This window comes from Arcobacter sp. F155 (genome assembly GCF_004116455.1).
Classification (GTDB): domain Bacteria; phylum Campylobacterota; class Campylobacteria; order Campylobacterales; family Arcobacteraceae; genus Halarcobacter.
In genome coordinates this window covers 25,979-51,867 of record NZ_PDJU01000003.1, presented here as the reverse complement: position 1 = coordinate 51,867, position 25,889 = coordinate 25,979, and the positions used below count along the sequence as shown (strand labels likewise).

Here is a 25,889-nt window from a genome sequence, read left to right as displayed (position 1 = left end):
AGATGTTTGAAGTAATTATTGGATTAGAAGTACACGTTCAATTAAATACAAATAGTAAACTGTTTTGTTCTTGTGCAACAAGCTTTGGAGAAGAACCAAATACAAACGTATGTCCAACTTGTTTAGGACTTCCAGGAGCTCTTCCTGTATTAAATAAAGAAGCAGTGCATAAAGCAATTATGCTAGGAACTGCTTTAAAATCACAAATAAATAAAAAATCTATATTTAATAGAAAAAATTACTTCTACCCAGACTTACCAAATGGATACCAAATTTCTCAATTCGAAGTTCCTGTTGTAGGACTTGGTGAATTAGTAATTGACTTTGAAGATGGAACAAGTAAAACTATTGGTGTAACAAGAGCTCACTTAGAGAATGATGCAGGGAAAAGTATCCATGCAGGAAGTGTTTCTCATGTGGATTTAAATAGAGCTGGAACACCACTTCTTGAAATCGTTTCTGAACCAGATATGAGAACATCTGAAGAAGCAATTTTATATCTTAAAAAGCTTCACTCAATTGTAAGATATCTTGGAATTTCAGATGCAAATATGCAAGAAGGTTCATTTAGAGCAGATGTTAACGTATCTATTAGACCAAAGGGTGATGATAAGTTATATACAAGATGTGAAATCAAAAATATGAACTCATTTAAATTCATTGAAAAAGCAATTAAATATGAAGTAAATAGACATATTGAAGCTTGGGAAGATGGAGTTCACGATACAGAGATTGTTCAAGAAACAAGACTATTTGACCCAGAAAAAGGTGAAACTAGATCTATGAGAGGTAAAGAAGATGCTGCTGATTATAGATATTTCCCAGACCCAGACCTTTTACCAGTAGTTATTACTGATGAAATGATGGAAAAATATTCACAAATCCCAGAACTTCCAGATGAGAAAAAACAAAGATTTGTAAATGACTTTGGTATCAAAGAGTATGATGCTTCAGTTATTACTGCAAATTTAGAGACTGCAAACTTCTTTGATGAGATGATGAAAGAAGGAATTACAGGTAAAAATGCAGCAACATGGTTAACTGTTGAATTACCAGCAAGATTTACTGAAGGAATGACTTTAGAAAATTCACCAGTAGATGCTAAGAAACTTGCAGGTGTTGTAAAAGCTATTGAAGATGGAACTATCTCTGGAAAAGCTGCAAAAGAAGTACTTGATTTTTTAATGGAAAAACCTGAAAGTGAAATTGATGCAGTTATTGATGAACTTGGATTAAAACAAGTATCTGATGATGGTGCTATTTTAGAAATCATTGATGGAATATTAGCAGCAAATGAAGATAAAGTAGAGCAGTACAGAGGTGGAAAAGAGAAACTATTTGGATTCTTTGTTGGTCAAACAATGAAAGCATCTAAAGGTAGTGCAAATCCACAAAAAGTAAATGAACTTTTAAAACAAAGATTAGGGTAATAAATGGCTGAAAAATCTATTGCAGTAATTGGAGCAGGTAAGTGGGGACAAGCTCTTCACTTCGCTCTTAGTCAAAACCAAAAATGCTTAATAACTTCAAGAACAAAAAGAGATATTGACAATTTTGTAGATTTACAAACTGCACTAGAGTGTGAATACTTAGTTATTGCTATTCCTGCTCAAGAAGTAAGAGAGTGGTTACAAGAAAACTTTGTATTCTCTGGGCAAAAAATACTTGTAGCAGCTAAAGGTATTGAAGCTAGTACCGGAGAGTTTTTAAATGAAATCTATGAAGAGTTTGTACCAAGTAAAAATATAGGTTTTATCTCTGGTCCATCTTTTGCTAGTGAAGTTATACAAGCTTTACCAGCAGCTATTGTAATAAACTCAAAATCAAAAAAACTTTATGAAAAGTTTGCTCCTATGTTCCCAAGATTTTTAAAGACTTATTACTCAGAAGATGTAATAGGTGCTGAAATTTGTGGAGCATATAAAAATGTACTTGCAATAGCAAGTGGGATTTGTCAAGGTTTAAAACTTGGAAATAATGCTAGAGCTTCACTTATCTCAAGAGGTCTTGTGGAGATGCAAAGATTTGGAAAAGAGTTTGGAGCTAAAAAAGATAGTTTCCTTGGTCTTAGTGGAGCAGGTGACCTATTTTTAACAGCAAGTAGTGAACTAAGTAGAAATTTCCGTGTAGGTCTTGGTCTAGCAAGCGGTAAAAGCTTAGAAACTATTTTAGAAGAGCTTGGAGAAGTAGCAGAGGGTGTTAAAACAGCGGAGGCTGTATTTAAACTTTCAAAGAAAAATAAAATATATACTCCAATTGCAAATGAGGTAAAACTTATTCTTGATGGTAAGAATCCTCACGAAAGTCTAAAGGACTTATTAAGAAGTTAGAAAATGAGTACAATTTCATTTTTTAACTTATCCCTTTCATTTATTCCCTTAGTTTTTGTATGGTACTTTTACTATAAATGGACAAAAGATAAATCTGATATTTTAGTTGCTAGTATAAGGATGATTATTCAGCTTATAACTATTGGATATCTTCTTGTTTTTATCTTCAAATCAGATGACTTAAACGTAGGTATATTTATAGTTTTATTTATGATTGTAGTTGCTTCTTGGATTACTCTTAGAAATACTAACGATAAAACTTTTAAACACTATTTTCAGATACTTTTAGCAGTGAGTGCTTCAGGTTTAATCAATCTTTTCTTAATAGTTGGATTCGTATTAGAGTTAGAAAAATTATACGAACCACGGTATGTAATACCACTTGCAGGAATGGTTTTTGCAAATACTATGAATGCTCTTTCTTTGGCTGTTGAACGCTTTGAAAAAGAGATAGAAAGAACAAACTTCATTGAGGCTAGACAAATAGCTTTTAAAGCCTGTATGATACCTCAAATAAACTCACTATTAGCAGTTGGATTAGTTGCTCTTCCTGGAATGATGACAGGACAAATCTTATCAGGGGTTGACCCTTTAATTGCTGTTAGATATCAAATAATGATTATGGCAATGACACTTTCAAGTGCAGGAATAAGTGCGGTAGTTTATTTTTTATTAAAAGCAAAACTATTTAATAGGTAGTTTTAGTATAAATTTTGCTCCTAAAGAAGTGTTTATAGCTAAGATTTTACCTTCAAGTTTTTTCTCTGTAATTATTTTTGCAAGTGATAAACCTACACCACTTCCTTGATGTAATTTTGTTGAGTAACTAGAGCTAAAAATTGTTTCTACACAATTTACACCATTTCCAGAGTCTTCAATCTCTATATAAATTAGACCACTTATAGTTTTAATAGATATTTTGATAAACCTTTGTTTATCAAGGTTTTTTAGTTCATAAATTGCATTTTCAAGTATTACCATAATAACATTAGATAAAGAACCTTTATAGGTTTTTATTTCAATATCTTCAAACTCTTTTTTAACTTCAATATTATGTTTTAGTAAATAATCACTCAATAAAGAGATCAAAACATTTAATTGCTTAGATAGGGAAAAACTTTCTTTTCCATGAGGATTTAAAAATAGGGTATCTACACTATGGTTTACTTCATTTATATATTCAAGAGTTGTTTTTATCTTTGGTAGAGTTTCTTCTATAGTTGAAGGAAGGTTTTTTTTATCAAGCATTGATGTTGCTTCAATCAAATTTATTTGGCTACCTAATTGAGAGATAGGTCTTTTAATTTGATGAATTATATATGAGATAGTTCTTCCTGCATTTGTAAATCTTGATTGCTCTAAAAGTTGTTGTTCTATTTCTACTTTTTCATTTTCAACCATATTCATTTTTGCATTAAGAGCTAAAGAGATAAAAATCACTTCTAATAGAAGTCCTATTGGTAATATAATCCAAGAGTATTGATATGATTCTATTGTTCCTATTACTTCTAAAGTATAGTAATTAAAACATACAATATATATGGCTTGACCTATAAGAAAATACAAGGAATAGTTTTTCTCTTTTTTAAACTCAAATATTGAGATTAAAAAGATAAAAAGAAAAGACAATAGAGCAAATGTATCTATTCTTGATGTAGTATAGTGGTATGTATTGTCATAAAAGCCAATACTTAAAAGAGACAATGAAAATATCTGAAATAAAATCAAGGCTCTAACTAGTCTATAAAGTCTTGAGTCTTTTCTTTCATTAAAAAACTTGATAATAAATAGTAGAATAAAAATTATATAAAGGTAAGCAAAATACCAAGTTGAAATAGTAACTAAATATAGATTTATACCTAAGTCTAATTGATATATAACTCCATTTAATGTTAAAAGATAAAGTCCAGAAAATAGAGTGGATAATACATAAAATAAAAAAGCACTATTTTTTGTCATAAAGTATAAAATACTGTTGTAAATCATTAGAGAAATAAAGATTCCGTAAATAATACCCCAAATCATAGACTCTATGGTTTCTACTCTGAAAAAGTTATGGGGAGTAAATATTTCCCATTGATTTGTAACTGCCCCTATACTTTGATACTTTATATATATTTCATAAGAAGAGTTTTTTTCAAAATTAAAATTAAAGATACTTTTTCTAGATAGAACTCTTTTTTCATTATAAGGTATTAAGTCACCTAAAAAAAAGCTATCTAGTACTTTTTTATTTTTTATTATATAGACATCAATATAATCTATTCCAGGTCTTAAATTTCTAAAAAATAGCTCTTTATTTCTATTGGTATTATTTACTAAATTAAATTTTGTCCATATATAGTTTGGAGTTTTTGCAAAATTTGATTTTTTTGTATTGGAAAATTCCTTTTTTTGTACACTCTTTATAGATAAGTTTTCAGGAGTGGAAAATACTTTTTTTGTACTTTTATATAAGGTCTTTTCAAAGTCATTATTTATGACAATTGTATCTGAAAAAGAAAACTGAATAAGACAAGATAGAACTATTATAAATCTAATCATATATTTATGGAATAACCTAAATTCCGATGTGCAGTAATCAAGTCAATAGGAAGTTTCTTTCTTAATCTATAGACAATATTTTTGACACTATTTTTAGAGATTTCTTCATTTTTATTACTTAGAAAGCCTATGATAGTATCAAACTCTATGATTTGGTTTTTATAATCACATAGAAGTTCAAGTAATTTTGATTCATATAGACTTAATTCAAGTTTATTATTATCAATTAATAAGCACTTTTTCTTTTTACAATATGTGATTGTTTCTGTAATTTTAAATTTTAGTCTATTTGTTTTTTCAAGCTTTTCTATTGAAATATTTATTTGTTCTAAGAGTTTATCAAAGGCAATAGGTTTTTCTAAAAAGTTTGTAAGCTCTAAAGGAATACATTTTTGTAGTTTTTCGATATCCATAAAACTTGAAAGTATAATTATTGGAATATCGTCTTTTTCTTCTCTTATTTTTTTACTTAACTCATAACCATCCATATTAGGCATTACATAGTCACTGATGATTATATCAACTTCGAGTTCTTTATAGTTTTTTAATGCTTCTACACCATCATTTGCTATAAATACTTGATTAAAGAGTAAGGATAGAGTTTTTTTTAGATTATTTTGTATCTCAATATCATCTTCAACAATTAAAATATTTAAATATTTCGTAATCTCTTTCAACTCTATCCTTTTTTAGCTGTGAAAATTTATCTTAAATTTAGTAAATACTCTATTAAAACACCCACCCAGCTTGAAGTAAGAATCTATTAGAGTAGTCTCTTTGAGAAGTAACATCATGCTTGATATTCTGAGCTAAATGAGCATTAACAAACATATCTTTAAATGAACCATAATATCCTAAACCAAATGATTGTAAAGTTCTAGGAGCATCATTTGTAGTATCTTGACTCATAAATGCTCTACCTACATCATAAAACACAGATACAGAAGAGTTTAACTCTTTATAGTTAGGAAGCGTATAAAACAGTTCTGTATTAAATATAAATCCATTCTCAGCACTCTCTTCACCATCAGGATAATATTTAACTCCATAAGCTCCACCAAGACTTAAATCTTGACTTCCATCTAAGTTTTTATCTCCTAGTGCATATTGAGCTTGGAAAGAGTTTTCCCATCTAATTTTAGGAGTTAATTCAAAGTCTTGACCTAACTCTAAATTTAACTTTGTAAATCTACCATTTGTATTAGCACCATTTTCATCACTTTTTCTATCTTCATCACTATTAAATTTTAAACTACCAGTTGTTAAAGATAATGAAGCTCTTGATTGAGAGTTCTTATTAAATACTATTTTATCTTCAGTATAATCAACACCTACAGTTAATACTTTAGAACTTTTCTTTGTATGTATATCTGCTTCTTGAATCTCATCTTTCATCTTATTAAATGAAACTTCTGCAAAAAGATTTATATTTTTAAGTCTAGATCTTATATATGGATACTCTGTTCTAAAAGTAATAGAATCAGAACTTCCTAATGCATCTAAATTCTCATAAGTACTTCCAAGTTCATAAGTAGTTTTAGAAATACTAAGTTCTCCTCTTAGTCCTTTTTCATTCATTGGAAAGTTATAGGCTACTCTTCCATTAATAAGTCCAATCTCTTCTGATGTAAGACCTGAGAATGTTAGTTTATCTCCTATGTTAAACGGTGAATTAATATCAGCTCCTGCCATGATTCTATGTTTACCTGTATATTGAGAACCATAGTTGTCACCTAATACATATCCACTATATTTTTTAGTAGCTTCAGTTCCAATGATAAAATCACTAGTTCCTACTTCTTTTCCTGGTTTAACTTCTGCTTTATTTACAACAATACCTGGTGTGTCATTAATAATAAGCATAGCTCTTTCTAAAGTATTTGTAGAAACGATATTTTCATCTTTGATAGCATCTAAATTTCCTTGAACAATTTCATCTTTAACTAATGAATTATTCTCTAAGGTAAATGCTCCATAGTTTCCTTCAATTACATTTATTTTTAAAACACCTTCTTGTGAAAAGATATTTTGTTTTGGAATATATGCTCTTGCTACAAAGTATCCTTCTTGTCTATATGCTTTAGTGATTAAAGTAGCTGCTTCTTGCATATCTTTAAAGCTTAACTCTTTGTTTTCATAAGAAGAGATTAGTTCTTTTAACTTCTCATTTGAAAGCTTTTTATTTCCTTCTACTTCAATTGTTTTAATTAATACTTTTTTACTATCATCAAACTGTTTTAATGGTTCTTCTACTTTGTTATCTAAAGAAGGAAGCTCAGCTTCTTTCTCTTTCTTTATTTTTGGAGGTTGTACTTGTTTTAAGGCATCACCAATGTTTGGAACATTGGCTGCACTTAAAGATAGTGATGTGATAATTGATAATGCTATAATATTTTTTGTTTTCATTCTTACTTTCCTATATTTCGTCATCTGCTACATAGAACTCTTGTTCAACACCAGTTGGTAAAGATACTCCACCATTTACTAATACAATTTGTGAACTTCTTGATAATGGAACTTTTACATCACCTACTGTTTCACCTGTAACTTCTTGTTGCATCTGTTTTGCTTCACTAAGTGTTACTCTTTTTGTTGCTTGACCTTCAATTGGTTTTGAAACAATTTGTTTGTTTTCTCCAACACTAAATGATACGTTTACATTTTTACCACTGTTGTTTGGTGTCGTAGTAACTTTTGGAGCTGTTGGTACTTTTACTGCTTCTTTATTTACGATTGTTGTGATTACTTTGTCTATTTCTTTGTTTGGCGTTTCTGTCTCAACTTCTGGTTTATCAATTGTTGGCTTTGAAGTAACTTTTGTACCAATTAACCAGATAGGTTTAGTATCTCCATCTTTTCCAACTTGCCATGATAAAATAGGTGTTCCTTTTTCAAGGGTTGAGTCTTCTACTATTGACCACTCATATTTTGAACCATCTTTAAATGTATTTATATTTTGAAGTTGGGCTGTTGTTTTTCCATAAGCCAACTCATCATATAAGTTTTTATTTACTATTTTATCATAGTATGATGAGTATGCTTTAGGAGCATCTACAAAGTTACCTATAAGTCCCCCAATATTATATTTTTCAGTTGCAGTACCTATTACTTTCCCTTTTGCATAAGAGTTCATTACTATTCCATCATAGAAGTCGCCTACTAATCCTCCAACATCACTTCTCCCTGAAACATTATTTAGTGTATACGAGTCATTTATCTCTCCTAATACAAACCCAACAAGTCCACCTACACCATATACGCCAGAAACATTTCCTGAAGCATAGGAGTTTCTAATAGCTGAAAATTCTAGTTTACCTACAAGTCCTCCTACTTCATTTTCACCTGATACATTAGTATTCGCAAATGAGTTTAGAATCTGAGTATCAGAAGCACTTCCTACAAGTCCTCCTACTTCATCTCCACTTGCATCATTTGCATTTTCTTCAAATAAGGCTTTTACACTACCACCTTGAACTGAAGAGTTTACAATTCTTGAATAACTTACTCCTCCTACTAATCCACCAACAATATATGAACCTGTTACATCAACATTTTTTACATGAGAATTTAATATTGTATAGTCAGATTCCCAAAGTGCACCAACTAATCCTCCAACATTTCTTACTCCTGTTACTGAACCATTTTGTGCTATAACATTTTCAATATGTGAATTTGGATTTGCTTGTCCTATTAAAGAACCAGTAAAGAAATCACCTGTAATGTTAAAATTATCTAGTACTAAATTTTTTATTGTTCCATTTGACACAAATGCAAATAAACCTGTCCACTTTGCATTTGGTGTATTTATATATAAATTAGAAATAGTATGATTGTTTCCATTAAAGATACCATTAAACCCACTGAAGCCATCACTATTTATAGCAATTGGATTCCAACCAGCACCATTATTCCAATTTATTGTATCACTAGCATCAATATTGCTTCCAAGTTCATATTTTCCATTTAGTGCTGTATTCATCCATTGTAATTGATGAATATTGTTAATTACAACTTTTCCATTTTCTCCAAAATTAACATCAAAACTACTATCAGATACATCAAAATATACTCCACCATTGGTAGTGTTTGTATTTTTAATTTCTGCATTTACATTTACAGAGTTTGCTTGTAGTGTTAATTTACTTTGAGTATCCCAAGAAAGATCAGTATTTACATTTATCTGATTTCCACCATTTATAAGAGTATCTCCTGATTTAGAATAGATATTCTTATCTATATTAATACCAGAACCTTTACCTTCTGATATTAAATTTATATCTCCCTGTGCAACTAGTCCATCATAAGTATTGGTATTATAATCAAAGCTTCCAACGGTAAAAATTCCACTATTTGTAAAGTTAAACTCCCCAGCAATGTTCGAAGCAACAATATTTTCAATGATATGACCATATCCCATTTCAAAATCATTTAAATAAACATTATTTGCGTCAAAGATAAAAAGTGTTTTAGCATGTAAAGAACTATGTAGATTTACTTTAATACTTCCTGTTTCAGAAGCATTTATAATAATATTTCCATTTTGTGAATTAAGGTCTGACTTATTACTCATATATAAAGCTTCACTATTGGTTCCACTTCCCTTTAGTCCTTCAATATAGATATCTCCATCTTGAGCTGAAACGATTCCTCTTCCTTCAATTCCATCTCCAAAGTGTCCATCACCAATTGCTACAGCATCAGAACCACCTTTTGCTATACCATAGATGCTGATATTTCCATTTCCAGATGTTTCTACCCTAGAATTTCCAGCAATACTTACACCTCTTGCACTACTAATACTGTCAGATGTACCTCCTTTTCCTCTAATAGAAATATCTCCACCATTGGCACTAATATCTCCATTTATAATAGCACCTCTAAATAAAGAGTAATTTTCACTTGATGAAGTATAAGACCCTAAAGCATAACCATTTAGAGCATCTTGTCCCCCACCAATGATTACATCTCCACCATTTGTAGAGATACTAGAACCTTGAGGAAGCCATACTGAACCAACTCTTCCATCAGTTGCTTCATTATTTCCTCCAGCTCTTGCCCACAGTGTTACATCAAGTGCTGCACTTGTACTTGAGATACTTCCTTTAGTTGTAGGTGTAAAAGAGTCACCAAAGATAATATTTCTATAAGCTTTTAAAGTAAGACTACTATCATTTGTTCCAGTATATTCAATATTTCCAGTTACAAAAATATCTCCACCACCATCAGTATTTTCATTATTAGTTGTATCTGGAGTATTGTTTGCATCGGTTTCAATTGTTACATTACCATTATTAAGTTGTATCTCTATAGCATCAGCAAGAGCTTGGTCTATAGTAATATCAACAGGGTCAATTAACCATTCTCCTGCTTCTATTTTTGCATCATTAAAAGTAAAATCTTTCCCTGAAGTTTCTACAAATCCTTCTTTAGCTCTAATAGTTCCACCAATCTTAGCTTGACCACCATGGGCAAATAGTTCTACAAATCCAGTAACACCATCTAATGAATTAGCTTCTATAATACCTTCATTATTTACTACACCTTTTAATAGTTCATCTACTGCATTTGTTGTTAAATAGATTTCTCCACTATCAGCATATATAGCACCTTTATTTTCAACTAGTGAATCAAGTACTCCTTTATTTACTGTTAAGTCTACTATTGAGTTACCATTTAGATTAATACTTACTTCATTGGCACCTATTAGTCTAACACTTCCTTTAACAGCTTTTATTGTTCCTTCATTTGAAACTGTATTTGCTAAAAGAGTTGCATATCCACTATCAGAAATATCAATTTCTCCAAGGTTGATTACAGATTCAGTTGAGTTACCTTTGAAGTTATAGTTACCGCTATTAAAGTCATTATCAGAAAGATTTTTTGTAGTTGCTAGAAGACCAGCTGTATTAATCTTAGCATTCTTACCAAATAAAACACCATTTGAATTTAATATCCAAACTTGCCCATTAGCATTTAGTGCTCCATTGATAATAGATTTTTCATTTCCTATTACTCTGTTTAAAGCAATACTATTTACATTTGGTTGTTTGAAGTTTACTATTTCATCTTTAGCAATATTAAACTTATCCCAGTTTATAGTTACTTTATTTGTATTTTGAATGATATTTGTAGTATTACCACTCGAAGAGATATTTGCACTACCAGAAGTTACAACACCTCCTGATGGAGCTGCAAAAGATAAAGTAGTAGTTCCAAGTAAAGCACTTACTACTAAGCTTATCTTCCCACCTTTTAGGATTCTAAATCGTGAGCTAAAATCACATAGTCGTTTCATTATTCTTTCCCTTGTTAATTGAATGTTCAAATATTCTGACAAGTGAAAGTCAAATGAAAGTCATAATTAAATAATTTTCTTAATTTTTATTTTAGAATTGTCAAGAAAGTTTATCTGAAATAATTTGATTAGAGAAAGTAGAGTCTCTTCATTGATAACTTTTTTTAAAATAAGTTCTATTTCATATGATAATATTTATCTATTATCTCTGTCCAGTTCTCTTCCCATCCTTTTTGATGAGTAAACTCTTTTAAAATAGTATGTTTTATATTCGAAGTATCTTTAAAATAAAAGTTGTAGGAGTTGAAAATAGAGCTATCAATAATAGTGTCTTTTCCTCCGATTAAGTGAACTTGTTTTATTTTCTCTAAACTTTTAGCAAACTGTGGTGGATTTAAAGAACCATATAAAGAGCTTATATTATGTTTTTGTGTCCAGTATTTGTGGTCTATATTCCCTGCAACTGTTAATAAAAAGCTTATATCCTCTCTTTTAGCACTTATAAGTGTGGCAATTGCTCCTCCTCCTGAATATCCTATAAGTTCAAACTCTTTATTTAAAAACTTTTCTTTTAATAAATCTAAGGTGCTTAAATAAGAACTTAACACTTCTTTTGAGTATCTATGTGAAGTCCAGTGTTTTTTTTCACATCTAATGTCATTTGTATATTGACAAGGGCGTGCTAAGTAGATTTTACAAGAGCTTGTATCCTTTAAAAAGAGCTTCATAGCTAGAGGGTTTATAGGAGTAGGGTTATTAGAAACTCTTGTTCTACTTACCCATGATAAACCATCTCCTTCGATATACACTCTTAAAGTATTGCAAGAAGAAGCTTTTTGTAAAGAGTATAAAGAGAAGCTATTTGTATGAAGTATCTCTTTTTTGATTTGTCTTTTTTTTATAAGTTCATTTGAAGTAGTTACTCTTTCTTCAACTGTAGCAATAGAAGAACAAGCAGAAAAAAATAAAACTACAAATAAAAATAGAGAGAAAGATTTCATTTATTTATCAAACTTCTCTTTATGAACTTCACCCCAAAGGTATAGTTGTTTTAATATAGGCTTTAAGCTCTCCCCATAAGGCGTTAAACTATATTCTACTTTTGGTGGAACTACAGGATATACTTCTCTATGGACAATATTATCTTTTTCTAGTTCTCTTAGTTTTTGTATTAACATCTTTTCTGTTGTTCTTGGAAGCATCTTTTGAAGCTCACTAAATCTTAGGGTATCTCGTCTTAAATACCATAAAATCAATATTTTCCATTTACCAGCAAGTACATCTAGTGCAGTTTCTACTGGACACTTTACAATATCTTTTTCTAATTCTTTAATTTTTTTATTCATTATAGATACCTTTATCTCGCTTAACTATCTTTTTAGATAGTACATTTCTTTTTAGTTAGTTCTTGTCTCTTTGTCTAATTTTAGCTAAAGTTTTAATATAAAACAAATATACAAGAATAGCAAAGGATAATTCATGAAAGCGTTCGTAGTAGAAAAAATAGAAGACAAAAAATTTTATTGTGGAATTCAAGATATTGAAGTTCCAACTTTAGAAGAAAATGAAGTATTAATTAAAGCAACGTACTCATCTTTAAACTATAAAGATGCCCTAAGTTCAGTTGGCAATCCTGGAGTTACAAGAGTATTTCCTCATGTAACTGGAATTGATGTAGCAGGAACTGTAGAAAAGTCAACAAGTTCAGATTTTGAAGTAGGGCAAAAAGTTCTTGTGACAGGATATGATTTAGGTATGAATACAGATGGTGGACATAGTGAATATGTAAGGGTACCAGCGTCATGGGTGGTTACTATTCCAGAGGGTATTTCTGATAGAGAAATTATGACTTATGGAACAGCAGGTTTAACAGCAGCATTAAGTGTAAATGAGCTTTTAAACAATGGAATTACAAGTGGGGAAGTACTTGTTACAGGAGCAACAGGTGGAGTTGGAAGTATTGCTGTTGCTATTTTAAGCAAGCTTGGATTTTGCGTAACTGCTATTTCTGGAAAAGAAGATAAGATTCCTTTCTTAAAAGATTTAGGGGCTAAAGAGGTTATTTTAAGAGCTGATTTCGACGTTGAAAACAAAAGACCAATGGGAAGTGAAAAGTATGATGGTGTAATTGATACTGTTGGTGGAAACATCTTAGCAGAAGCATTAAAAGTAGTAAAATATGATGGAGTAGCAACTTGTTGTGGATTAACTTCATCTCATGAATTACCTACAAATGTATTTCCATTTATTTTAAGAGGTGTAAGATTAGTTGGTATTGATTCTGTTGAGTGTAAAGTTGAGAAGAAAAGAGCTGCTTGGGAAAAGTTAGCTTCTGATTTTGCAATTGATACTTTAGAAGAGTTAACTACGCAAATCTCTTTAGATGAAGTAAAAGAAGCATATGAAAAACTATTAGCTGGAAAAGCAGTGGGAAGATACTTAGTTAAGATTTAATATTAAATTGTGTGGTTATTCAATCACACAATTTGCATCTTTTGTAATAGCTATATCATGCTCTTTTGCATACTCTTTTCCCCAATCATGTAACTCTTGTAAAATAGGGATAAGTTTTTCTCCATTTTTAGTTAGTTTATATTCAACTTTTGGGGGAATAACTGGATATGCTATTCTTTCAACAATACCAACTTCTTCCAGTTCTCTTAGTTGTTGAGTTAGCATCTTTTGGCTAATTTGTGGAATTAGTTTTTTTAATTCACCATTTCTTTTAACACCTTTTTTTAGTGCCCAAAGAACCATCGCTTTCCATTTTCCACCAATCATATCTGTTGCTAATTGAAAAAAACAGTTGTAGTTTTTTGCTTCCATAATCAAGCCTTTTATAGTGTTTATAGTTACCAAAAAGTGCCTATATTACTATTCGGTATATACTTGACAATTGTCAACTAATAAGTTAATATACAACAATTAAAATAAAAAAAAGGATAATTAAATGGGTAAATATATTGAATTAACAAATGATAATTTTGAAGCAACAGTAAACGAAGGTGTATCTTTAGTAGACTTCTGGGCTCCATGGTGTGGACCTTGTAGAATGCTTGCTCCTGTAATTGATGAATTAGCAGAAGATTTTGACGGTAAAGCTAACATTTGTAAAGTAAATACAGATGAGCAACAAGATTTAGCGGTTAAATATGGAGTTAGATCAATTCCTACAATTGTATTCATGAAAAATGGAGAAGTAGTTGATACTTTAGTTGGTGCACAATCTAAACAAGCATTAGCTGATAAATTAAACTCACTATAATATTAAATAACAATATTTAAAAGTAGCAGTGACTTGCTGCTACTTTAACTCCTCTTTTTCAAAAACTTTCATATTTAAAATAAGTATAATTAGATAAAATAACAAATCAAAAAATAATTAGGGAAAATTGATGCAACAATTTTTAGAAGAATCAAAAAAAGTTAGTAAAGAGATTGCTACACTTAGTGGTGAAGTAAAAAATAGAGTATTAAATGAGATGGCTGATGCTTTAATTGAAAATTGTGACTATATAGTAGGTTGCAATGAAAAAGATATGAGCGTTGGAAGACTTGGAAATCTTGATGAAGCTTTATTAGATAGACTTCTTCTTACTGGTGAGCGAGTTGAAGGTATGGCAAATGCTATTAGAGAAATAGCGACATTAAAAGAACCAGTTGGAAGAACTCTTGATGGATGGGTTACTGAAAATGGTTTAAATATTCAAAAAGTTTCTATTCCTATTGGAGTAATTGGTATTATTTATGAAAGCAGACCAAATGTTACTTCGGATACTGCAGCACTTTGTTTTAAAAGTGGAAATGTATGTGTATTAAAAGGTGGAAAAGAAGCTGAACACTCAAATAAAGCCATTGCAAATATTTTAAGACATGTATTAGCAAAAAATAAACTACCAGAACAAGCTATCTCATTACTTCCCGATTCAAGTAGAGAAGGGGTTGCAAACCTAATAAAACAAGATAAATATGTAGACTTAATAGTTCCAAGAGGTGGAGAAGCACTTATTAAGTATGTAAGTGAAAACTCAACTGTTCCAGTTGTAAAACACGATAAAGGACTTTGTCATATCTATTTAGATAGAGATGCGAATCACCAAAAAGCAATTGAGATTGCAATAAATGCAAAATGTTCAAGACCAGGTGTTTGTAATGCAATGGAGACTTTACTTATTCATAAAGATGTAGCGGCATATATTTTACCTCCACTACATGAAGCATATGAAAAGTATGGAACAGAGCTTAAAGGTTGTGATGCAACAAGAAAGTTTATAGATATTCAATGTGCTACCCATGATGATTATGATACTGAGTATTTAGCAAACAAACTAAATATCAAAATTGTAGATAGTGTAGATGATGCAATTTTACATATCTCAAAATATGGTTCTGGACACTCAGAAGCTATTATTAGTGAAAACTATTCTATTGTAAATAAGTTTTTAAATGAAGTAGATGCTGCTTGTGTATACGCAAATGCAAGTACAAGATTTACTGATGGTGGAGCTTTTGGACTTGGAGCTGAGGTTGGTATTTCAACAAATAAACTTCACTCAAGAGGACCAATGGGAATAAATGATTTAACAACATTTAAATATAAAGTTTATGGAACAGGACAGGTAAGATAGATGTCAAAAAAGATTTATTGTATTGCTTCATTTAAAGCAAAAGAGGGTAAAGAACAAGAGTTATTAGAGGTTTTACAAGGACTTGAACCACAAACAATAAGAGAAGATGGATGTATTCAATATATTGTTACAAAACATATAGAACATCCAAATGCAATGGGAAAATCATTTCCTATAGTATTTAATGAAATTTGGGAGTCAAAAGAGGCTTTTGAATTACACTGCAATAAACCATACATTGCAAACTTTTTTCAAACACATTGTGTAGATGAAGATGGTTTTGTAGAAGACTTTAATGTATGTGTTTATTCTGATGAAGTAAATTAGTTCTATCTTGAAGATAGAGCTAATTTAACTGCTAAAGCACCTAGCACAAAAGAAGTAAGAATATTTAAAATCTTAGAGATACTAGGGTTTTCCATTAGTTTACTGCTTAACATATTTCCTGCTATTCCTATTGAAGAAAAAACAACTACGGTTAAAGCCATAAATACTAAACCTAAAATAATCATTTGCATTGGTACATTTCCTAATTCAGGATTTACAAACTGAGGAAGAAAAGCTAAGAAAAAGATAGATACTTTAGGGTTTAGAACATTCATAAAAAAACCTTTTACATAAAGTTTTTTTAGTTCATTATTTGAATCTTGTACACTTAAATCTAATTTGTCATTTCTATGTCTAAATGCTTGATAAGCTATATAAAGTAAATATGCTGCACCAATGTATTTTACAAGATTAAAAGCCAATTCTGATGTTTGGAAAATAACTGATATACCAAAAGCAGCAGCTGAGGTGTGAATAATAATCCCAGAACAAAGTCCAAGAGTTGTAACTATTGCAGCTTTTTTACTTTTTGTCATACCTTGTGTTAAAACATAAATATTATCAGGCCCTGGTGCTAAACATAAAAGAAATGAAGCAGCTATAAACATATATAAAGATGTAAAATCTATCATTATTTTTCTCCTTTAAAGAAAAGATTATATAAAAAACTTACTTTATACCACCAAATGAACACCTTTTCATAATAGACTTCTTTTATAAACTGTAGGAGGTTTGATTTGAACTATTCAAAAAGAAGATATTTAACATATCTAATAATTACTATACTGGTATTTGTAATACCTTTTATTAAAATAAATGGTAACCATTTATTACTTTTATCTTTTGATAAAATGCAATTTCACTTTTTAGGTTTAGTGTTTAATATGAATGAGCTTTATGTTATGCCATTTTTATTAATGCTTCTATTTATTGGAATTTTTGCTATGACAGCTATGTTTGGTAGGGTTTGGTGTGGATGGGCCTGTCCTCAAACTATCTTTAGAGTTATTTATAGAGATTTAATTGAGTCAAAAATTTTAGGTCTAAGAAGAATTAAAAACAAACAAAAAGATATTGACTATTCTAAAACATCAACAAAGATAAAAAAATATATCTCTTTAACTATTTGGGGTATTTTATCATTAGTTGCATCTATGAACTTCATGTGGTATTTTGTTCCACCAGAAGACTTCTTTAGATACGTAATGGATCCACATGAACACTTCTTTATGATAATGTTTGTAGTAAGTACAGCTCTATTTTTAATATATGATATTGTTTTTATGAAAGAGCATTTCTGTACTTATGTATGCCCCTATTCAAGAATTCAATCAGCACTTTATGATGATGATACAAAACAAGTTGTTTATAATACAAATAGAGGTGGAGACATTTATGAAAATGGTGCTAAATCTATATTTGATGTTAAACAATGGGCTGGAAATCAAGAGTGTACTACTTGTGAAGCTTGTGTAAAAATTTGTCCTACTCATATTGATATTAGAAAAGGTTTACAAGTTGAGTGTATCAACTGTTTAGAGTGTTCTGATGCTTGTTCAACAGTTATGGGAAAACTTGGTAAAAAATCACTGATTGACTGGGGAAGTACAAACACAGTAATCAATAAGAAAAGGTCACCACTTTTTGCAATGAAAAATATTGTTTATATGGTATCCCTTTTAGCTTGTTTACTGTTAGCTGTATTCTTTGCTGGTGAAAAAGAAGATTTCTTAGTAAATGTAAATAAAACAACAAAACTATATGGTATTAAAGAAGGGACAGTTACAAATAACTATCTTTTAACAATTCATAATACAAATAAAAAAGAGTATACATTTGGTGTAGAAGTTCTTGACCCAAGATTTGAAGTGAAAAGATATAGAGCACTTAAATTAGAGCCAAAACAAAGACTTAAAACAGTATTGATTTTAAATACTACTAGAAAGTTAGCTTCAACAAATAGAAAAGACACTCCTTATAAAGCAAAGATTAGAATCTTCGCTAAAGAGAATAAAGAAGTAAGTGTTATAAGAGAAGTATCTTTTATGTACCCAAGAAGGGACTTACTTAAATAGCCTTTTCAATAAGAAGGGAGAAACAACTTCCTTCTTTTGAAGGTTTTAATTCAATCTTTCCATTAAAACTCTTTTCCATAATAAGTTTAGATAAATAAAGTCCTAATCCTGTGCCTTCTTCTTTTGTTGTAAAGTATGGCTCAAATAGTTTTTCTTGACTTCGTTTATTAATCCCTTTTCCATTATCTTTTATATTGATTATTACATCTGCTGAAGTTGAGTCAACATTAATCTCAATAAGAGGTTTTTCAATATCTTTTAAAGCATCACTTGCATTTGTAACAAGTGAAAGAATAACTTGTGAAAGTTCATTTTTACTTCCAAAAATTTGTACATTTTCATCTTTTAAAAAGTTAAGTGTATATTTGATATTTCTTTTTTTCAAATCTTCATTCAAAATAGACATAGTATTTGAAATAGCATCTTTAACTAAGAACTTTTCTTTCTGTTTTGAAGGAGTATAAAACTCTTTAAACTCTTCAACTGTATGTGAAAGAAACTCCAATTGCTCTTTTGCTTGAGAGTATTTTTTATGGAAATACTTTTCATCTAGTTTTTCATTTTCATATCGTTTTTTTATATTCATCAAAATATACGAAAGATTATTAAGTGGTTGTCTAAATTGATGGGCAATATTTGCTAGCATTTCTCCACTTTTTGCCATTTTTGATTGCTGTAAAAGCATATTTTCAAAGTTTTCATTTTTTTGTTCAAGACGATTATATCTATGAGAAACAGAGAAGGTAAATAAAATAGCTTCTATAGCAAAAGCAATAAGAACGATATCTAAAAGGTGATTTTGTTCATAATAGTCTTTAAAGTCAAAAACAAAAAGAGTAAAACAAAATATTGACCAACCAGCAGTATAAATAAGTGTTGGTCCAACATTTTTAATATTGAAAATCACAGAGATAAAAAGTATGGCATAAATGATTGTAAAAGGTAAATACTCAAAAAGAATATAGTGGTAAAAGGCTGTTAGAATAACTATATTTAAAAGCAAAGTATTTATTATCAAGTCTTTATGGCTTTTTGAGTTTGGAATAAATTTCCCCTCATAAAAGTTTATGGCAAAAACAAGGGCTAGTAAAGTTGCAAATAGTAAAGAAATCTGTTCCATAAAATGAGGAATATCAAATAAAGAACTATAAGAAACTATATAAATAAGAGAAAAGACCTGCATCAAACAATATGAGATATAAAATATCTCTTTTGAGTAGATATATCTAATAAAAGTATAGGCAATTGTCATAATAACAATACCAAAAGTTATTCCATAAAGAAGGATTACCGTTAAACTATCTAGGCTCAATTTTATAACCTGTTCCAGAAAGATTTATGATTAAATCTTTAGGTATTTTATTTTTAAGGTTTTTAATAACAGTTTTTAAAGCATCTTTACTCATAACACTATCTTGCCAAACATAGTTTTCTATCTCTTCATAGGTTACAAATCTATTTAGGTTTTTACAAAGTAGATATAAAAGGTCTTGCTCTTTTTTCCTAATTTTAACTATCTCTTTGTTCATAAGTAATACTTGATTAAAGGTATCAAAAGTAGTGTTTTCATCCAGTTTTATAATATTTGAATTAGAATTTCTTAATGTATCAACACATATTTCAAGGGCTTTATCAAGTTCATGTTCACAAATAGGTTTTGTAAGGTATTTTACAAGTTGTAGTTCAATAGCTTCAAAAAGATACTCTTTTGTTGAAAAAGCAGAAAGAATAATAACCTGTGTCTCTTTATCCTTTTGTCTTATTCTTTTTACAAACTCCAAACCATTTAATTTTGGCATTTGAATATCAGTAATAACAATATGTGGTTTATGTTTGTCATATATCTTTAAAGCACTTAAAGCATCACTTGCTTCATAAACTTCATCAAAGTAGTTTTCTAGGTACTCAACACCGTTTTCTCTAGCAATCTCATCATCTTCAACATATAATATTTTTATGTTTTTTGTCAGTTCTTTTTGCATTTAATATTATATCTCTTAATTTCTTTACTACACAATAATTGTTATAATTCTCAAAATTTTTTCAAGGTTAATCATGGTAAATAAATCAATCTTTAGAGAGTATGATATTAGAGGAATAGTTGGTAGTGAATTAAACAAAGAGTCTGTAAAACTTATTGGATACTTTTTTGGTAAGAAAGTTTTCGAAAAATTTGGTGAAAACTCTTATGTTGCAATAGGTTATGATGCAAGAACTCACTCACCTGAACTTTTCTCTTATTTAGCAAGTGGATTAAATGCTTCTGGATGTAAAGTACTAAATATGCATATGGTAGCAACGGGAATAAACTACTTTGCAAACTATCAAACTTTTAATATTGAAAACAATGATATAACACCAAGTGCTTCTATTATGATAACTGGAAGTCATAATCCAAGTGAATATAATGGATTTAAAATTACTTTTGATAAAAAACCTTTCTTTGCTGAAGATATTTACTCTTTAGGTGATGAAATTATTGCTTCAAATATAGAGATTGATGACAATGATAAAGCCTATGAAATTGATGTTAAATCTTTATATGTTGATTATATGTTAAAAGAGTTTTCTCACTTAAAAGGAATGAAAGAAAAAATCATTATTGACTGCGGTAATGGCGTAGCTGACACCGTTTTGACACTTCTTTTAGATAAACTACAATTGAATTATGAAGGTTTATATTGCGAACCAGATGGAACATTCCCAAATCATCACCCAGACCCAAGTGTTGAAAAGAACCTAGTAGATATTAAAAAGAGACTAGAAGGTGATTTTGAATATGGGTTTGCCTACGATGGAGATGCAGATAGAATTGCATTTTTAACGAAAAAGCATAATGTAAAAGGTGACATTATGGCTTTATTATTCTCAAAAGATATTGAGAATCCTATTGTTGTAGGTGAAGTAAAATGTACTCAAGTAATGTATGACCTTATAAATCAAAGAGGTGAAGCTCATATGTATAAAACTGGGCATTCAAACTTAAAGGTAAAACTAAAAGAGGTAAATGCTCATTTAGCAGCTGAGGTTTCTGGACATATCTTCTTTAATGATAGATATTATGGTTTTGATGATGCAATTTATGCAACATTTAGAACTTTAGAGCTTATCAAAAATGGAATGGATATTGATAAAGAAATAGAGAGCTTACCACAAACATACTCTACTGAAGAGATTAAAGTTGAAACAACAGAGGATGAGAAGTTTATCCTAATAGATAAATTAAAAACTCTATTACAAAATCCACCTGCAGGTTTCCCAAAAATCAGAGATATCATTGATGTAGATGGTGTTAGAGTGATTTTTGATAAGGGTTGGGGATTAGTAAGAGCATCAAATACTACTCCTGTACTTGTAACAAGATTTGAATCAACTGATAAAAATGAAGCAAAAGAGTATGAAAGACAATTAAATAACTTAATAAGAGAAGCGAAAGATGAACTTAGTAGCACTGCAAACTAAAACAAGTGACGATTTTAAAAAGAATTTAAAAAAATTAAAAGAACAGATTCAATCATGTGAAGATGGTTCTTTTATTTTAGCTCCTGAAGTATGCTTAACAGGTTTTGCATATGAAAGAATGGACGAAGCAGCAGAATTTGCTCAAAAGGCTATAAAGAAGCTAAAAAAATACTCTGAGAATAAAATTATTGCAATAACACTTATTGAAAAAGAGGATATAGAGTTTTATAATACTCTGTATATTTTTCATAATAAAAAAATAGTACATACTCAATCAAAACACAAACTATTTCCTTTAGGTGATGAACCTGATTATTTCACTAAAGGGAAATTAGAAAACATGAAAATAGTTGATATAGATGGACTTAAAGTAGCCACTTTAATCTGTTTTGAGGTTAGATTTCCAGAATTTTGGTTAAAAGTTCAAGGCGCAGATTTAATTTTAAACCCATCTATGTGGGGAGTGAAAAGAAAAGCTCACTTTGAAACTATGACAAAAGCTCTTGCTGTAGCTAATCAATGTTATGTATTAACTGCAAATGGTGCAGATGATAATATGGCAAAGGGAAGTGGAATTATTACTCCATGGGGAGATGAATACAGAAATGACTCAAAAGATAAAATTGAGCATGAGATGGATTTATCAGAGATTAAAAAAATCAGAAAATACATAGATATAGGACTAAGGAAAAAATGAGTAAATCAATAATCTTTGTTTGTTTAGGAAATATTTGTAGGTCACCCCTTGCAGAAGGTGCAGCAAAACAATATATCAAAGACAAAGGTCTTGATATCTATGTAGAAAGTGCAGGAACAGGGAGTTGGCATATTGGTGAACCTCCTTGTGAAAACTCCATAAAAGTTGCACATCAAAATGGTCTTGATATTTCACAACAAAGAGCAAGACAAGTAAAAACAGAAGATTTTGAAAAGTTTGATTATGTAATTGGACTTGATGATTCAAATGTTCAAAACCTAAAAAACCTTGGTTGCAAAAATGTTTTAAAACTAGGTGACTATGGTTATGATGGAAAAGATGTTCCTGACCCATACTTCTTTGACGGTTTTGAAGGCTTTGACAAAGTCTTTTCAATGATAAATACTTGCACAAAGAACTTCATAGATACAATCAAAAATTAATATAAAAGCTAAATTTTACAAAAAAGTTTAGCTTTTTTCTTCTTTCTCATAAAAAAATCAAAATTACAATTAAAAAAAATTATTAAATAAAGGCTCAAAAAAAGCCTCTTTCTATTAAGGCAAAATCACTTTAAGAAATTTTTAAGTATTTTTCTCAAATTTGGATTTATAATTCCAATATAGAATAAGGAACTTGATTACGGAAAGCTAAGTAAAGCACTTTAGAGTGCACTTTTGATTTCCTTTTTGGTGTACTTGAAATCTCTAAGTACGTTTAAATAAAAAGTCTTATTAAATAGGAGACATATAAATGTTAAAGAAAATTGCTTTTTTAGCTTTTTTATCAATTGCAATGTTAAATGCAAATACAGATTTTGAACAAACAATTGAAGATAAATATGCTTCATGTGAAAAACAATATGATGAATGTATTACTCAATGTGAAGAGAAAAACGGTTCTTTTGAAGAGTGTAATTCGAAATGTGAAACTAAATTATATGCTTGTCAAGCACAAGTAGAAGAGGCTTTAGAGGCTACAATCGAAAAAGAAGAGCCTACAAACTAATATTTAGGATGCCTTATTCTATGCAATTTTAAAAGGCATAAAAATGAGATTTCGAAAATTATCTATTGAGAAGTCAACAAAATTGATTGAAGATGTTGAGAATTATATTTCTTTTCTAGATACATTAAAACAGTTAATTAGAGTACCATCAGTAATAGGGTATGAACACTCATTTTTCTTATATTTAAAACGAGAACTAGATGAGTTAGGAATAAAAACAGAGTATTATGATGGTTTATTAGTTGCGCAAGGTGATGAACCAACAGCAGGGATGCTAAGTGCACATATAGATAGACATGGTTTAGTTTGTACAGGACCAAATGAGTTTCAATTTGCTGCTTTTCAAAGTAAAAACAGAATTGACTTAAAAGGGAACTCTGTTTCAGAACAAACATATCAAGCTATCTCATCTAGGTTTATAAATCAGCAGGTTCAAGCATATGAACCTTGGTCGGGAAGTTATCTAGGAATTGGACAGATAACAGAAGTTTATATGAATGAGCAAATTGACAACCTTATGTTTAAAATAAAAGGTTTAGAACATTTGCTTCCAGGAACACCAGTTGCTTTTGTAGATAAGTTAGAAATAGACTCACAATTAATAAGTGCGCAGTTGGACAATGTAATCTCTGCAGCAATAATAATTTATCTATATCAAAATGGTTACCAAGGTACAGCTTTCTTTACTGCACAAGAAGAGGCAGGGAGAAGTTGGAGATTTGTATATGATTGGTTTAAGAAGAATGAATTAACAACTTCTGAACTATTAGTTTTGGATACAAGTCCATATAATACAAGAGAAGAAGCAGAAGTTCAAGATGTAGTTTTAAGAAATAGAGATGCAAATGCAAGGTTTAAATCTCCATTATTAAGGCTTTTAAAGAACTTTTGTCATAAGAATAATATTGCCTTCTCTTGTAAGGATAATTTTATTCAAGAGATAAATAAGTCTTTAAGCCAAGAGAATCTTCCTTTATTATCTTTAGGAAGTACAGAGCTTGGGAGAATAGTAAAAGAGTCAAAAGGTTCAATACAGGGAACAACTCTACAGTTACCTACAACTGGTTACCATACAGTTGAGGAAACAACAACTGTAAAGTCTGTAAAAAGTGTATTGTATGTATTAAAAAATTTATTAATAAAAGAAAATGAAAACAAAAACTAATAAAACTCTTGTAAAAGAGTATTACGAAGAACTTTGGAATAAACAAAACAAAGAGTATATTGATATTTTATTTCATGAAAATATTGAATTTCATGGGTCTTTAAATATTGATACAAAAGGTAAAAAAGAGTTTGAAGAGTATATGGATAAGGTTTTAACTGGAATTCCTAATCTCTATCATGGCATTGAAACAATGGTTGAAGAGAACAATTGTATTGCTGTAAAAGCAGTTTACAATGGGACTCATAAAGGACAACTATTTGAGTTTGAAGCAAGTAATAATAGAATCAAATACAATGGGGCTTCTTTTTTTAAATTTGAAGATAACAAGATAATTAGTATTTGGGTGTTAGGTGATTTAACTGCACTTTATAAACAGTTAAAAAAGTAGATTAAATTTGGTGTATTCACAAAAGTGAGTACTTAATACTAACAAGAAAACTTAGGTTTTATTAATGGTAGTTTGCTGTGATTATGAGGAAAAAAAGTGGCAAGTTATTATGAAGAGTTCATTGAAAGATATGAATTTGAAAACCCTTTAAATAGGGTGGTTTATGAGATTGTTGATTGTATTAAACTGCGAAAAGATTATCTTGGAGCAGCTGGTTTAATATCACAGAATAAGGTAACTTTAGAAGATATTACATTAAGAACAGTAAGGTTATCGCTTAATGATTTTATTACTTTAGCAGATACGCTAATTTCAAGGAAATAAAATGCTTGAGTCTTATATTTATGAATTAAGAGCCAATGATATAAAAGAAGAAGATATCCAAAAGGTTCTAGAAAGTGTTAAAAATAGGCTATCTGAAGAGAATGTTGATACAGAGCTTGTAAAGTTAGGTTATCAAAAAGTTTTCACAGTTGATTATGATGCTTATGATGAGTTTTATAATTATGATTTAGATGATGAGTCTTAACTCATCATCTGAAGAGAGAAGTGTTATCTTATTTTTGGGTTTTTAGATAAGTTTTTAGCTTCAACTAGCCAGTTTTCATCTTCAATTTGTTTATGTTCAAGTTTTAGGTGTTCTTCAATCCACTTGCAGTTTTTTGGTGTCCACTCTGCAATTTGATCAAAATGGAAAATCCCAATTTCATTTAGTTTTACTTCTAGATTTCTATCTATTCCTTCAATCTCTTGTAAAGAGTCCTTTCCCATAGGTCTAGGGGCACTCCTAATTAGAGGCTTATTGTAGATATTACTTTGAGCCCCAACATGGGAAACTGTATTTGCACTATAAATAGAGCTTTGATTTTTTTCACCAATAAGTTTTCCAACAATTAGACCAATGAAAAAACCTATTAATGCCGCAATTACTAAACATAAAACTATTTGAGATGCTATTTCTACCATG

Annotated in this window: 27 protein-coding genes; 16 read left to right on the top strand and 11 right to left on the bottom strand. The window is 29.8% G+C overall.

All coding sequences use genetic code 11. The annotated features are described in order from the left end of the window. The first annotated feature begins 2 nt into the window (after positions 1-2). The 3 genes from gatB to CRV03_RS04815 are packed head-to-tail and all read left to right on the top strand — an operon-like array spanning position 3 to position 3,029. A complete protein-coding gene (gene gatB / locus CRV03_RS04825; RefSeq protein WP_129084020.1) occupies positions 3-1,430 on the top strand; it encodes an Asp-tRNA(Asn)/Glu-tRNA(Gln) amidotransferase subunit GatB in 1,428 nt (475 codons plus the stop codon). 3 nt (positions 1,431-1,433) lie between these two features. Continuing rightward, positions 1,434-2,330, top strand: a complete 897-nt coding sequence (locus CRV03_RS04820) for an NAD(P)H-dependent glycerol-3-phosphate dehydrogenase (protein WP_129084019.1) — start codon at positions 1,434-1,436, stop codon at positions 2,328-2,330. 3 nt (positions 2,331-2,333) lie between these two features. After that, positions 2,334-3,029 carry an ABC transporter permease gene (locus CRV03_RS04815; protein ID WP_129084018.1) on the top strand — a complete coding sequence of 232 codons (696 nt, stop codon included), beginning with the start codon at positions 2,334-2,336 and terminating at the stop codon, positions 3,027-3,029. On the opposite strand, the gene CRV03_RS04810 is transcribed toward CRV03_RS04815, so the two are convergent. The 6 genes from CRV03_RS04810 to CRV03_RS04785 all read right to left on the bottom strand — a co-directional run bounded on the left by CRV03_RS04810 (position 3,015) and on the right by CRV03_RS04785 (position 12,515). Then, positions 3,015-4,874, bottom strand: coding sequence for a 7TM diverse intracellular signaling domain-containing protein (locus CRV03_RS04810; protein ID WP_129084017.1), 1,860 nt, complete (start codon positions 4,872-4,874; stop codon positions 3,015-3,017). The two genes, CRV03_RS04815 and CRV03_RS04810, sit on opposite strands and share 15 nt — an antisense overlap. Further along, positions 4,871-5,551, bottom strand: coding sequence for a response regulator transcription factor (locus tag CRV03_RS04805; RefSeq protein ID WP_129084016.1), 681 nt, complete (start codon positions 5,549-5,551; stop codon positions 4,871-4,873). Before CRV03_RS04805 ends, CRV03_RS04810 begins: the two co-directional genes overlap by 4 nt. Before the next feature lie 52 nt (positions 5,552-5,603). After that, entirely contained in the window at positions 5,604-7,280 is a 1,677-nt protein-coding gene (locus CRV03_RS04800) for a ShlB/FhaC/HecB family hemolysin secretion/activation protein (protein ID WP_129084015.1), read from the bottom strand. A 10-nt stretch (positions 7,281-7,290) separates the two neighbouring features. Further along, positions 7,291-11,169 (bottom strand): filamentous hemagglutinin N-terminal domain-containing protein, encoded by a 3,879-nt coding sequence (locus CRV03_RS04795; protein WP_129084014.1) that lies wholly within the window; start codon positions 11,167-11,169, stop codon positions 7,291-7,293. 176 nt (positions 11,170-11,345) lie between these two features. Continuing rightward, on the bottom strand, positions 11,346-12,170 hold the full coding sequence (locus tag CRV03_RS04790) for an alpha/beta hydrolase (RefSeq protein WP_129084013.1): 825 nt from the start codon (positions 12,168-12,170) through the stop codon (positions 11,346-11,348). Then, positions 12,171-12,515 carry a helix-turn-helix domain-containing protein gene (locus CRV03_RS04785; RefSeq protein WP_129084012.1) on the bottom strand — a complete coding sequence of 115 codons (345 nt, stop codon included), beginning with the start codon at positions 12,513-12,515 and terminating at the stop codon, positions 12,171-12,173. A gap of 133 nt (positions 12,516-12,648) precedes the next feature. Here CRV03_RS04785 and CRV03_RS04780 point away from each other — a divergent pair, with 133 nt between their 5' ends. Further along, positions 12,649-13,623, top strand: coding sequence for a YhdH/YhfP family quinone oxidoreductase (locus tag CRV03_RS04780; protein ID WP_129084011.1), 975 nt, complete (start codon positions 12,649-12,651; stop codon positions 13,621-13,623). A 15-nt stretch (positions 13,624-13,638) separates the two neighbouring features. Here CRV03_RS04780 and CRV03_RS04775 read toward each other — a convergent pair whose 3' ends face one another. Further along, the gene (locus tag CRV03_RS04775; RefSeq protein ID WP_129084010.1) at positions 13,639-13,995 is read right to left on the bottom strand and encodes a helix-turn-helix domain-containing protein; all 357 of its coding nucleotides are present in this window, start codon (positions 13,993-13,995) and stop codon (positions 13,639-13,641) included. Positions 13,996-14,119: 124 nt separating this feature from the next. On the opposite strand from CRV03_RS04775, the gene trxA reads away from it, so the two are divergent. From trxA to CRV03_RS04760, 3 genes are all read left to right on the top strand, one after another. Continuing rightward, positions 14,120-14,434, top strand: coding sequence for a thioredoxin (gene trxA, locus CRV03_RS04770; RefSeq protein WP_129084009.1), 315 nt, complete (start codon positions 14,120-14,122; stop codon positions 14,432-14,434). 130 nt (positions 14,435-14,564) lie between these two features. Next, positions 14,565-15,797: a glutamate-5-semialdehyde dehydrogenase gene (locus CRV03_RS04765; RefSeq protein WP_129084008.1), complete on the top strand. Its 1,233-nt coding sequence runs from the start codon at positions 14,565-14,567 to the stop codon at positions 15,795-15,797. Further along, complete coding sequence (locus CRV03_RS04760) at positions 15,798-16,124, top strand: putative quinol monooxygenase (RefSeq protein ID WP_129084007.1); 327 nt, start codon at positions 15,798-15,800, stop codon at positions 16,122-16,124. It begins immediately after the preceding gene. Between the two features lie 2 nt (positions 16,125-16,126). Here CRV03_RS04760 and CRV03_RS04755 read toward each other — a convergent pair whose 3' ends face one another. After that, complete coding sequence (locus CRV03_RS04755) at positions 16,127-16,756, bottom strand: LysE family translocator (protein ID WP_129084006.1); 630 nt, start codon at positions 16,754-16,756, stop codon at positions 16,127-16,129. Positions 16,757-16,861: 105 nt separating this feature from the next. On the opposite strand from CRV03_RS04755, the gene ccoG reads away from it, so the two are divergent. Next, entirely contained in the window at positions 16,862-18,199 is a 1,338-nt protein-coding gene (gene ccoG, locus CRV03_RS04750) for a cytochrome c oxidase accessory protein CcoG (protein WP_129084005.1), read from the top strand. Here ccoG and CRV03_RS04745 read toward each other — a convergent pair. Next, positions 18,192-19,511 carry a sensor histidine kinase gene (locus CRV03_RS04745; RefSeq protein WP_129084004.1) on the bottom strand — a complete coding sequence of 440 codons (1,320 nt, stop codon included), beginning with the start codon at positions 19,509-19,511 and terminating at the stop codon, positions 18,192-18,194. The genes ccoG and CRV03_RS04745 overlap by 8 nt on opposite strands. Further along, positions 19,498-20,181 carry a response regulator transcription factor gene (locus CRV03_RS04740; protein WP_129084003.1) on the bottom strand — a complete coding sequence of 228 codons (684 nt, stop codon included), beginning with the start codon at positions 20,179-20,181 and terminating at the stop codon, positions 19,498-19,500. Before CRV03_RS04740 ends, CRV03_RS04745 begins: the two co-directional genes overlap by 14 nt. Positions 20,182-20,254: 73 nt before the next feature. On the opposite strand from CRV03_RS04740, the gene CRV03_RS04735 reads away from it, so the two are divergent. From CRV03_RS04735 to CRV03_RS04700, 8 genes are all read left to right on the top strand, one after another. Further along, positions 20,255-21,661, top strand: a complete 1,407-nt coding sequence (locus CRV03_RS04735; protein ID WP_129084002.1) for a phosphomannomutase/phosphoglucomutase — start codon at positions 20,255-20,257, stop codon at positions 21,659-21,661. Next, positions 21,636-22,358 (top strand): carbon-nitrogen hydrolase family protein, encoded by a 723-nt coding sequence (locus tag CRV03_RS04730; RefSeq protein ID WP_129084001.1) that lies wholly within the window; start codon positions 21,636-21,638, stop codon positions 22,356-22,358. The genes CRV03_RS04735 and CRV03_RS04730 overlap by 26 nt, the downstream gene beginning before the upstream one ends. Next, on the top strand, positions 22,355-22,801 hold the full coding sequence (locus CRV03_RS04725; protein WP_129084000.1) for a low molecular weight protein-tyrosine-phosphatase: 447 nt from the start codon (positions 22,355-22,357) through the stop codon (positions 22,799-22,801). The genes CRV03_RS04730 and CRV03_RS04725 overlap by 4 nt, the downstream gene beginning before the upstream one ends. Positions 22,802-23,111: 310 nt before the next feature. After that, positions 23,112-23,366: a hypothetical protein gene (locus CRV03_RS04720; protein WP_129083999.1), complete on the top strand. Its 255-nt coding sequence runs from the start codon at positions 23,112-23,114 to the stop codon at positions 23,364-23,366. 43 nt (positions 23,367-23,409) lie between these two features. Beyond that, complete coding sequence (locus CRV03_RS04715; RefSeq protein ID WP_129083998.1) at positions 23,410-24,531, top strand: peptidase M42; 1,122 nt, start codon at positions 23,410-23,412, stop codon at positions 24,529-24,531. Further along, positions 24,515-24,922: an ester cyclase gene (locus CRV03_RS04710; RefSeq protein WP_129083997.1), complete on the top strand. Its 408-nt coding sequence runs from the start codon at positions 24,515-24,517 to the stop codon at positions 24,920-24,922. Before CRV03_RS04715 ends, CRV03_RS04710 begins: the two co-directional genes overlap by 17 nt. A 96-nt stretch (positions 24,923-25,018) precedes the next feature. Beyond that, complete coding sequence (locus tag CRV03_RS04705; protein ID WP_129083996.1) at positions 25,019-25,246, top strand: hypothetical protein; 228 nt, start codon at positions 25,019-25,021, stop codon at positions 25,244-25,246. A gap of 1 nt (position 25,247) precedes the next feature. Continuing rightward, positions 25,248-25,451 carry a hypothetical protein gene (locus CRV03_RS04700; RefSeq protein ID WP_129083995.1) on the top strand — a complete coding sequence of 68 codons (204 nt, stop codon included), beginning with the start codon at positions 25,248-25,250 and terminating at the stop codon, positions 25,449-25,451. A 23-nt stretch (positions 25,452-25,474) separates the two neighbouring features. Here CRV03_RS04700 and CRV03_RS04695 read toward each other — a convergent pair whose 3' ends face one another. Further along, positions 25,475-25,888: a hypothetical protein gene (locus CRV03_RS04695; RefSeq protein WP_129083994.1), complete on the bottom strand. Its 414-nt coding sequence runs from the start codon at positions 25,886-25,888 to the stop codon at positions 25,475-25,477. Position 25,889: the final 1 nt, after the last annotated feature.